General features: G+C 53.2%; 7 protein-coding genes and 13 tRNA genes. 3 read left to right on the top strand and 17 right to left on the bottom strand.

Annotated elements, in window-relative coordinates:
- Positions 1 to 177 precede the first annotated feature (177 nt).
- On the bottom strand, positions 178 to 570 hold the full coding sequence (locus ACO0LI_RS30355) for a winged helix-turn-helix transcriptional regulator (protein WP_423037625.1): 393 nt from the start codon (positions 568 to 570) through the stop codon (positions 178 to 180).
- Between the two features lie 195 nt (positions 571 to 765).
- Between ACO0LI_RS30355 and ACO0LI_RS30350 the strand changes: the two genes are divergently transcribed.
- Positions 766 to 1,674 (top strand): MBL fold metallo-hydrolase, encoded by a 909-nt coding sequence (locus tag ACO0LI_RS30350; RefSeq protein ID WP_423037623.1) that lies wholly within the window; start codon positions 766 to 768, stop codon positions 1,672 to 1,674.
- Between the two features lie 540 nt (positions 1,675 to 2,214).
- Here the strand turns inward: ACO0LI_RS30350 and ACO0LI_RS30345 are convergent.
- The 14 genes from ACO0LI_RS30345 to ACO0LI_RS30280 form a co-directional block, all read right to left on the bottom strand.
- Positions 2,215 to 2,299, bottom strand: a tRNA-OTHER gene (locus ACO0LI_RS30345).
- Positions 2,300 to 2,428: 129 nt separating this feature from the next.
- Positions 2,429 to 2,512, bottom strand: a tRNA-Leu gene (locus ACO0LI_RS30340).
- A 111-nt stretch (positions 2,513 to 2,623) separates the two neighbouring features.
- A tRNA-Pro gene (locus ACO0LI_RS30335) sits at positions 2,624 to 2,700 on the bottom strand.
- 24 nt (positions 2,701 to 2,724) lie between these two features.
- Positions 2,725 to 2,813: transfer RNA gene (locus ACO0LI_RS30330), tRNA-Gln, on the bottom strand.
- A gap of 7 nt (positions 2,814 to 2,820) precedes the next feature.
- Positions 2,821 to 2,905, bottom strand: a tRNA-Leu gene (locus ACO0LI_RS30325).
- 47 nt (positions 2,906 to 2,952) lie between these two features.
- Positions 2,953 to 3,039, bottom strand: a tRNA-Ser gene (locus tag ACO0LI_RS30320).
- Between the two features lie 14 nt (positions 3,040 to 3,053).
- Positions 3,054 to 3,138: transfer RNA gene (locus ACO0LI_RS30315), tRNA-Leu, on the bottom strand.
- A 222-nt stretch (positions 3,139 to 3,360) separates the two neighbouring features.
- A tRNA-His gene (locus ACO0LI_RS30310) sits at positions 3,361 to 3,435 on the bottom strand.
- Between the two features lie 142 nt (positions 3,436 to 3,577).
- Positions 3,578 to 3,654: transfer RNA gene (locus ACO0LI_RS30305), tRNA-Pro, on the bottom strand.
- A gap of 23 nt (positions 3,655 to 3,677) precedes the next feature.
- Positions 3,678 to 3,753: transfer RNA gene (locus ACO0LI_RS30300), tRNA-Gln, on the bottom strand.
- A 7-nt stretch (positions 3,754 to 3,760) separates the two neighbouring features.
- Positions 3,761 to 3,845: transfer RNA gene (locus ACO0LI_RS30295), tRNA-Leu, on the bottom strand.
- Between the two features lie 23 nt (positions 3,846 to 3,868).
- Positions 3,869 to 3,943, bottom strand: a tRNA-His gene (locus tag ACO0LI_RS30290).
- Positions 3,944 to 4,136: 193 nt separating this feature from the next.
- Positions 4,137 to 4,213 (bottom strand) — tRNA-Pro (locus tag ACO0LI_RS30285).
- A gap of 138 nt (positions 4,214 to 4,351) precedes the next feature.
- On the bottom strand, positions 4,352 to 4,642 hold the full coding sequence (locus ACO0LI_RS30280; RefSeq protein WP_423037621.1) for a hypothetical protein: 291 nt from the start codon (positions 4,640 to 4,642) through the stop codon (positions 4,352 to 4,354).
- Positions 4,643 to 5,109: 467 nt separating this feature from the next.
- Between ACO0LI_RS30280 and ACO0LI_RS30275 the strand changes: the two genes are divergently transcribed.
- The gene (locus tag ACO0LI_RS30275; RefSeq protein WP_423037619.1) at positions 5,110 to 6,720 is read left to right on the top strand and encodes an FAD-binding protein; all 1,611 of its coding nucleotides are present in this window, start codon (positions 5,110 to 5,112) and stop codon (positions 6,718 to 6,720) included.
- Between the two features lie 276 nt (positions 6,721 to 6,996).
- Here the strand turns inward: ACO0LI_RS30275 and ACO0LI_RS30270 are convergent, their stop codons facing one another.
- Positions 6,997 to 7,965 carry a LysR substrate-binding domain-containing protein gene (locus ACO0LI_RS30270; protein ID WP_423037617.1) on the bottom strand — a complete coding sequence of 323 codons (969 nt, stop codon included), beginning with the start codon at positions 7,963 to 7,965 and terminating at the stop codon, positions 6,997 to 6,999.
- 175 nt (positions 7,966 to 8,140) lie between these two features.
- Here ACO0LI_RS30270 and ACO0LI_RS30265 point away from each other — a divergent pair, with 175 nt between their 5' ends.
- A complete protein-coding gene (locus tag ACO0LI_RS30265) occupies positions 8,141 to 9,007 on the top strand; it encodes an oxidoreductase (protein ID WP_422954451.1) in 867 nt (288 codons plus the stop codon).
- Positions 9,008 to 9,160: 153 nt separating this feature from the next.
- Here ACO0LI_RS30265 and ACO0LI_RS30260 read toward each other — a convergent pair whose 3' ends face one another.
- Positions 9,161 to 9,517, bottom strand: coding sequence for a DMP19 family protein (locus ACO0LI_RS30260; protein WP_423037627.1), 357 nt, complete (start codon positions 9,515 to 9,517; stop codon positions 9,161 to 9,163).
- Between the last annotated feature and the right edge of the window lie 95 nt (positions 9,518 to 9,612).

Raw genomic sequence — 9,612 nt, 5'->3', positions numbered from 1 at the left:
CAGGTTTCAAACCTAAGGTACGATCCGGCATCCAGTCACTCGATCTTGATATGCCTACCAAGAACTTGTTGGTAGCTATATTAACGAATAACTACCGAAGGCGTCATAATACAAGGTACGATTAGCGAAAGCGTAATCGTACGCATGTCAGGGACGTAGATACTGTTATCCAAGCCATCAACCTACTTCTCCACTCTGCCCTATCCTCGACATATTTCCCTCTATCCAGTCCGTGAGTGCCGCCAGATGTTGTGCGACTTCGACGCCTGTTGCTGTGAGGGTGTAATCCACACGCGGTGGCACTTCGTCATACGAGTGGCGCAGCACAAAGCCATCATTCTCCAGCGCCTGCAGCGATTGCGCGAGCATCTTTTCGCTGACGCCGCCTATGCTGCGTCTGAGCTCGCTGAAGCGGTGCGTGCGCTTTTGCAAAACCAGCAGCACAAGCAGGCCCCAGCGGCTGGTGACGTGCTGCAACACCGCGCGCGACGGGCACTCGGCCACGAGTACATGGCCTTTGTCATAAACGGCGGCCTGCTCTGCGGGGATATCCAGCAATTTGATCGACATATCAGTGAACTGTAACAGTAAAAAAACGAAGTACCTGCCATATGCGCAGCGCCCAGAATAGCCTTGCCGGGAAGATGTCTGTCACGTTCGCTTTCACTGTGACAACTGACTAGCTTACCTTCAGGTACGTACTTACAAAAAGTTTGTGTGTCACGTATTCTGCCAATTCCGCAATCATTTGAAAACCCTCTTCCCATGAAAAACCCTAATTTTTCCCTGCGCAGCCTGATGGTGGCGCTCATGTTGACATGCATCAACGCCGCCTCTTTTGCCGCTGCCGAAGCACCGCTGGCGCTGCACACCTACCGCGCAGACGCGCGTGGCTTTAACGTGGCTTCAACTCTGGTCACCGGCAAGACCGATGCGGTGCTGATCGATGCCCAGTTCACCCGCGCCGATGCCTACCGCCTGGTTGGTAAAATTCTTGATAGTGGTAAAAATCTCAAAACGATTTTTATCAGCCAGGGCGACCCAGACTACTACTTCGGGCTGGAGGTGATACACCAGGCATTCCCGCAGGCCCAGATCGTCGCCACCAGCGCAACGGCGGCACATATCCAGGCCAGCCTGCCAGAAAAACTGAAGGTGTGGCAGCCCATGCTCGGCGTCAATGGCCCGCTGGCGCCTGTTGTTCCTGGTGTGCTGAAGGGCAACACGCTGGAACTGGAAGGCCAGCGCCTCGAAGTGATAGGCCAGGACGGCCCTTCGCCGCTCTACACCTTAGTCTGGATACCCGCGATCAAGGCAGCAGTAGGTGGCGTGCGGGTGTTTGGCGACATGCACCTATGGATGACAGACAGCGGCTCGCCAGCGGAACGCCAGTGCTGGATCAACGACCTCAAGCACATAGAGTCATTGGGCCCGCAAACCGTGGTAGCCGGACATGCGAAAGAGGGTCAGCCAAGTGACCTGAGCGCAGTACGCTATAGCATCAACTACCTCAATGCTTACGGAGAAGAACTGGCAAAAACCAAAGACTCTGCCGCCCTCATCAAGGCAATGAAGGCCCGCTATCCACAAGCCATAGGCGACGAGGTGCTGGGATTAGGCGCAAAGGTCAACAAGGGCGAAATGCCGTGGGTGGCAGCAACGCAGTGCAAATGAATGCAGTGAGTGCGCGCAATAAACCAGTTGCTGCAGACATGTACCTGACATAATTGCCCACAAAAAAGCCCGCGACACGCGGGCTTTTTGCTGTGCGATATAAGGCAATTCAGGAATATCGCCCCAGGCATGAATATCACCTGCAATCCACAGGCTCAACTTTAGCAAGCCAGATTTGCGCTGACAGGCCATTGAGTGAATGCTGCAATTCTGCTCAAGGGACGTAGGTACGATTAGCGCAAGCGTAATCGTACGCATGTCAGCGTTTGCTAGCTATTGGGATTGAAAAATACTGGCACTTCAATGACGTGTTTTTTTAAGATAAAAAATGTTATTGAGACGGTATTTTATGATGCTCAATCTTTGAAAGATCGTGTTTTTCAAAGATATCATTCGTACGATTACGCTTGCGCTAATCGCACCTACGCTCGCTGCTCTTATGCAAAATTACGTGCAAACCTGTGCCGAGTTTTGTACACCTATACATGAGACAAACGTATCACATGCCTGCCCGTCAGAAAACTGGGGCAGGCGCTTATCTGAAAACGGTGAGATTCGAACTCACGGCCCCCGACAGCGATTGCTGTATTTAGACAGGTGCATTCAACCGCTCTGCCACGCTTTCAAAATTCTTATTTCTGCACACAAGTTGCGTGCACATTTTATCTCTGGTTAATCTCGTTCTGCCTGGCAGCAAACGACGCTGGATGCCAGATCAAGTCTGGCATGACGGCAGTGACATCAATAGTCATCGTGGTGCGCGTGGTGGGACTCGAACCCACATGCCAAAAGGCGCCGGTTTTTAAGACCAGCGTGTATACCATTCCACCACACGCGCAAAACCGGTTTGCAGTTTCTCGTAGGGTGCGCCATGCGCACCAGCACACCCGTTTCGTTGATCAACGATGGTGCGCACGGCGCACCCTACAAAATCATGCAAGACTCAAACTGGTCGGAGTGCGAGGATTTGAACCTCGGACCTTCTGCTCCCAGGGCAGTAGCGCTACCGGGCTGCGCCACACTCCGAAAAAAATTTTCACTACTCAACACTGGAAGGGGATCAAGGATTCGAACCCTAGCTCTCAGTCCACTTACGCCGGGTTCAACACCCGATGCCGTCACTGTTTGGCTAATCCCCTGTAAAACTGGTGCGCGCGGAGGGACTTGAACCCTCAATCCTTTCGGCACTGGTTTCTAAGACCAGCATGTATCCCAATTCCACCACACGCGCATACAACTCTCTCGCTCACCGGCATGCCTGCCGATGCCCTTACTTACTGGCGGAAACGGTGAGACTCGAACTCACGGGACCTTTCAGCCCTACTGTCTTCCAGACAGCTGCAATGGCCGCTCTGCCACGTTTCCAAATTTCCAAATACTGGTGCGCATGGAGGGACTCGAACCCTCAAACCTTGCGGTGCTGGTTTTTGAAACCAGCGTGTATTCCAATTCCACCACATGCGCTTCAAACTTACTGATACGGTAGAGTGCGTTGTAACGCACCGTCTGCGAGCCGGAAAATTCTTATCTTTTTAGGCATTTATTTTTAACGCATCTACATCGCATTTTTTCATTTCACTTTGCCGTAGTCGGACGAGGTGGTGCGTCAAGACGCACCCTACTAATCTGAAACCAGCGCGTATTCCAATTCCATCACATGCGCGTCGTTCATTCTTCAACCTGCTTTGGGGTGACCACCCGGAGTCGAACCGGGATAAGCGGATTCACAATCCACGACTTTCACCATTAAGTTATGGTCACCCCAAAGCAGGCTGATTTTTTCCTTTTCATCGCTGAACCTCTGCCTGGTCTCGTAGGGTGCGCCGTGCGCACCAGCGCACCCGTTTCGTTGATCAACGATGGTGCGCACGGCGCACCCTACAAGATCATGCACGACTCAAACTGGTCGGAGTGCGAGGATTTGAACCCCGGACCTTCTGCTCCCAAAGCAGTTGCGCTACCAGGCTGCGCTACACTCCGAAAAAAATTTTACTACTCAATACTGGAAGGGGATCAAGGATTCGAACCTTGGAATGCCGGGTTCAAAACCCGGTGCCGTCACCGCTTGGCTAATCCCCTGTAAAACTGGTGCGCACGGAGGGACTTGAACCCTCAATCCTTTCGGCACTGACTTCTGAGGCCAGCGTGTATTCCAATTCCACCACATGCGCTTAATTCATTCTTCAACCTGCTTTGGGGTGACCACCCGGAATCGAACCGGGATAAGCGGAATCACAATCCGCGACTTTCACCGTTAAGTTATGGCCACCCCAAAGCAGGCTGATTTTTTCCTTTCATTGCTGAACCTTTGCCTGGTCTCGTAGGGTGCGCCGTGCGCACCGGCATACTCGTTTCGTTGATCAACGATGGTGCGCACGGCGCACCCTACAAATCTGCAAATCCTGGGTGTAGAGAACGCCGTTTACCACGACGCTCTCTACGGAACGATGCAACGTTCAAACTGGTCGGAGTGCGAGGATTTGAACCTCGGACCTTCTGCTCCCAAAGCAGTAGCGCTACCAGGCTGCGCCACACTCCGATATGACTGTTAATGCCTGCTGCGATCTGCGATCTGCAATCTGTAATCTGTAATCAGGCTAAAAATTCTGCGGTATAAAAACTAAAAAGCCCGGTGCGTTCATCGCATCCGGGCTTGTCGCTACAGGTGGCCTGACCATTAACTGGTAAGGCTTGCCTGTGGGGTTTCCCCCCGGATGTTGAATTGCACGCATGCGCCCAGATGATGCAAGGGCAAGGCGAAGAGCGGGCTGATTAATGTGGGCTGCAGTTGCAGGGTAAGCTGCAGTTGCAGGGTGGGCTGCGCTTGCAGTACTGGCTGCGACTGCAGGTCAGTGGCTAAATGGGATGGGAGCGATACTGCATCCAGCAGCGCTGCGCCAGCCTGTGCCATGCCCTGCGCGATGAGGCGCAGGTTCTGGTGCAGTGGTTGGAGTAGCGTTGCGTTCACAATAGGTCCTGTTCTTTAAAATTGATGTTGGTATTCAAGTGGGTGTTGCTGTATTCGATGGATGTATCTTGCCACAGCTTTTTAAATAAAACAAGCATGGCATGAAGAATTTATTCAATTAATTGATATATTTTTGCAACAGGCGGACATTTTACTAGGAAATTAAACTACGAATATGCGCATGTCCGCACTATGAAAATGGCTTGATTTATTAAAATTTATGCTAGAGTAAATTACATTGAAATATTTTTTAATATGCTTGAAATTTGATGTAACTGGGCAGAATTTTTAGCATCCCACATGCGCTCGACTTACAGATGCCAATCGCAAGTGTGCTGTTGTAGCCCACTCCCCTTCAAGGGATGCAGCCGGAGTTTCACAAAGCATGCTTTGCGAATTCCCACAAATCCCCCCTTGAAGGCAAGGGAGAAAAGGCATCCCCATTTGCATCACCACCGGAATAAGCCATGCCACAAACCACCACAAACTACATCCAGCCCGCGTCCCCACTCTGGCAGAACTGGAGCCAGAACCTGTTTTACCAGGGCGATAATTATTACTACACACCACGCACGCGCGCAGAATTGCAAGCCATCGTCAGCACCGCTGCGGCACAAAAAAAACAGCTACGCATATCCGGCCAGCGCCATTCGCAAACCCCGCTGGTGGCGAGTAGCGAGACGCCTGCGAGTGGTGTCGTCATCGTCGATCTTTCCTGCTATGCCGACCTTGGCAACAATGGCGACCAGCGCATGCAGATCAGCAGCGATGGCAAGAGCGTTACCGTGAACACTGGCGTGCGTGAAGATGAGCTTGATGCCTTCCTGACGCAAAACAAACTGATGCTGGAAACCGTGACGGCCGGTGGTTTTTTCAGCCTCGGTGGCATGACGGCGGTGGATGTGCATGGGGCGACCGTGCAGGCACCTATCTTTGCCGAAACCGTGAGCGCCTTTGCCATCATGGGGCCCAGTGGCAATGTCACCACCATCGACGCCAGCTCGCCCAAGGTGGGCGCATGGTCACCACTGCAATTTGCCCGCGTGTCACTGGGCAGCCTTGGTATCGTGACTGCCGTTACCATCAGCGTCTTGCCACGCCCTTTTGCCAATTGTCTGGCTGCGGGCATCAGTGACTTTGTGTGGGAGAATGCCGCCAACTTTGGTGCTGGTCTGTCTGCCCTGCTGGCCTCTAAATCCAGGGTAGAAACCTTCTTCAATCCCTATGCCATGACTGGCACCAACAATTTCACCGCCGCCTGGTGGAATGTAGAAAGCAGCTCGGGTGCAGCCCCGGTAGCAGAACCCATGGCAGAACCCACGACAGATGCCTGCCAGCTCGCGCAAAAGAATGAATTTGGCGCGCCCTATTTGCCCTATGCTGAAAAAATCGCCGAGGATGCCGCCATCTATGCGCAAAGCTTTGATGCGCCCATCGTCGGCACCGCAGCGGCAGCAATGATCACATCGACCGCAATATCCGTCATCAAGGGTGAAGTCAAAAAAGCAGCGCAAAAGAATTCCGACCTTTGGCTGAATGAGGCCGCCAGGGTCATTTTCATGTCTTATTTTATCGAGCTGCCTGATCTGGGTGCAGAAAGTTTATCCACAGTCTGGGGAGCTTTGAAATCAGTTAGCGACAAGGTCAACAAAAGCAGCAATTTCCACATCGCTGCGCCTATGGAATTTCGCTTCATCAAAGGTGGCAATACTGCCATGGCAGGAACCTACACTACCGACACCGATGCCTACTTCGTCAACCTTGACCTGATCGCCTTTGTCGCCGTGCATGAAGACAACAGCGGTCTCGATTACCCGACCAAGCTATTGAATTTTTTTGCGGAGATAGAAAGCGAATGGGTTGCACTCGGCGGCTGGCCACACAATGGCAAGATGTATGGATTTTATGATCCCAGCACCGGGCCGGGCAAAGGAACATTGCCATTCAACCCGGCATTTCTGAAGCAGTTACGCAGCCGCCGTGCAGAGCGCGTGCAGGCCTTTGATGATTACCGCCAGAGTTGTGACCCTGCCGGGATGTTTGTGAATGCTTATGTGGCGAGGCTGGTGGGGGAGTGAGCTGCGCGTTCACATGCTGCATGTGAACACACAGCCACTCACCGCAGAGAGGCACAGAGAAAGACATTCATCGCTTGCCCTCCCTCACAGCAAATTCACAGCAAAAGGATAAATGTAGCCGTAACGGGACCGTAACGGGAGATGCGTTGTAACGCGCCGTATGTGAACGACGTGCACTGCACAGATTATTTGGCCGGGGTGTTGTGATATTCATGCGGCGCATTGCAATGCGCCCTACATCACGGCGATGATGGAAGATGGGCGGCGCATGCGCGATCAGATTCCATGCTTCTTGATGGCTTTCTTCTTTTTGACAGCGGTGACAAGTTTGTCATCAGTACTATCCGGCGCACGAATAAAATCAACAAATGCACGCAAGGGTGCAGGCAGGTGTCGCCGCCCTGAATAATATAAAAACGGCCCCGGAAAACTCAACCACCAATCCTGCAATATGGGTTGCAACTGTCCTGATGCCACGTAGGGAGCAAGCCATTCTTCAAACAGATAAATGACGCCATGGCCAGCCACCGCTGCATTCACTGCCAGATCCATCACGGTGGGTGTCACGATCAAGGGGCCGCTGGGGTCGAGGCTTAATTTTTGCCCATCGCGCTCAAACTCCCACGGAAAAATAGCACCGATGAGAAATTTTCCACGCAGGCAGGCATGTTGCAACAAATCACGCGGGTGCTCAGGTATGCCCCGCCTGGCGAGATAGGCAGGTGCGGCAGCGACAGCAAAACGTTGGGTCAGCGGGCCGATGGGGACGGCGATCATGTCTTGTTCCAGCCGCTCGCCATAACGTATGCCCGCGTCACACCCGCTTGCCACGACATCGACAAAATTATTGTCAATGACAATGTCGAGCAGGATATCCGGGTACGCGGTCATGAATTGATTGATGAGGGGTTGCAGGAAAAAAAGCGCTGCACTGACTGGCACATTGAGTCGCAAGGTACCGCGCGGGCTGTCGCGCAGATCGTTGAGCACATCCAGTGCACTGGCAACATCATTGAGTGCGGGTTGCAGGCGGCTCAGCAACAGCGCACCGGCCTCGGTTGGCGTGACGCTGCGGGTCGTGCGCAATAGCAGCCGTATGCCAAGCTGGCTTTCCAGCCGCCGCACGGCCTCGCTCAGTGCCGACGCAGATTGCCCGCTGGCGCGCGCAGCCTGGCGGAAGCCCCGATGCTGGACAACCAGCGCAAAGGTGGACAGGTCAGCCAGCGAATGCAAGTCTGTGGTCATGGTTGGAATGCCCCATTGTGCGGAATTTCGTACAAGCCGTGCGGAATTGCCCTGATTATCACACAGTATAACTATTGCTATGATGTGTCCATGCCCTGCCCCACCACGCAATGAGCGCTAAATGAGCGCAAAACCGGGCCCTGGCAAACCTGTTAACCATCATCCTGGAGTTTTTATGAGCACTTATTCACCTTCCCGCGAGCAGTTCACACCTACCCATTGCGATATTACATTCAACCGCATGGGCTACGGTGCCATGCAACTGGCCGGCCCGCATGTATGGGGCCCGCCCAAAGACCGCGCTGCTGCCGTGGCAGTATTGCGTGCAGCCATAGAGCTGGGCATCAACCATATTGATACCTCGGATTTTTATGGGCCGCATGTGACCAACCAGATCATTTGCGAAGCACTGCATCCCTACCGCGATGAGCTGACCATCGTCACAAAGATAGGTTTCAAGCGTGGCGAAGATCAATCATGGCTGCCCGCCGCATCTGCCCAGGAATTGCGCGACGCCGTCCACGACAACCTGCGCAACCTACGGCTGGAGGCGCTGGACGTAGTCAACCTGCGTGCACCTGGTGTAGCTGGCCCGGACGGCTCATCTCTCGCCGCATCGCTGGATACCATGCTGCGCCTGAAACAAGAAGGCCTGATCCGCCACATAGGGCTCAGCAACGTCGATATGCAGCAACTGACAGAAGCGCAGCAGATCACCGATATCGTCTGCGTACAAAACCAGTACAACCTGGCGCATCGCGGTGACGATGCTATGATAGATACACTGGCTGCACAGGGTATCGCCTATGTACCGTTTTTCCCTCTCGGCGGATTTACGCCTTTGCAGTCGGACGTGTTGACGCAGGTAGCAGCAAGGCTGCAAGCCCAGCCCATGCAAGTAGCACTGGCGTGGCTGCTGCAACGTGCACCTAATATTCTCGTCATCCCTGGTACTTCGTCAGTGGCCCATCTCCAAGACAATGTCGCAGCGGGTGCGTTGCGACTTGATGAGGCGGCATTGGCGGCGTTGAATAGTATGTAAAAGCAAATGAGTAGCCAGCATCAGGTCAATATCCGTCTTACACCGGCTATCATTATTTAATGTCAAAGATAATGCGGCAATCTTGGCAAAACGGATAATCGTAGGGCGCATTGTAATGCGCCCTACTACACTGACGACCTCATTCCCATAACATCATTCTTCTTGCTCAAGCCCGGCGATATGCGCACGGATGTAGGCCCGTCGCGCCGATTCAATTGAATCGTTGATCGCATAATAGCGGCTCATAATATCTGTCTGTTCGGTCTTCGGTAACGCGGCGATGCCTAGCGCTGCCCGGGCTTGTTCCACCCGGTCGTGAAAATGCGCATATAAGGCAATCGATTCCGCATACAAGGCAGCTCCTGCTTCGTGACCGATGCGTTGCAGACCACGATAAGTCGGGCCGTACAGGTGGGCGCGTTCGATGCCAGACGTGTCGCTTTGCGCACGCGCGAAATACTGGTTCATGGCGCCATTGTTAAGGAATCTCTGATTAAGTCCCCGAGCAATGATTCAGAAACGGTAATATAAGCTTATTTTCCATTGAATCATAAATACCATGAGACAGACAACATTTGCCGAAGGTGGCTTTGAACGCTATGCCA

This window comes from Undibacterium sp. Tian12W (genome assembly GCF_049339405.1).
Classification (GTDB): Bacteria; Pseudomonadota; Gammaproteobacteria; order Burkholderiales; family Burkholderiaceae_D; genus Undibacterium.
This window is presented reverse-complemented; position numbering and strand designations above follow the sequence as displayed.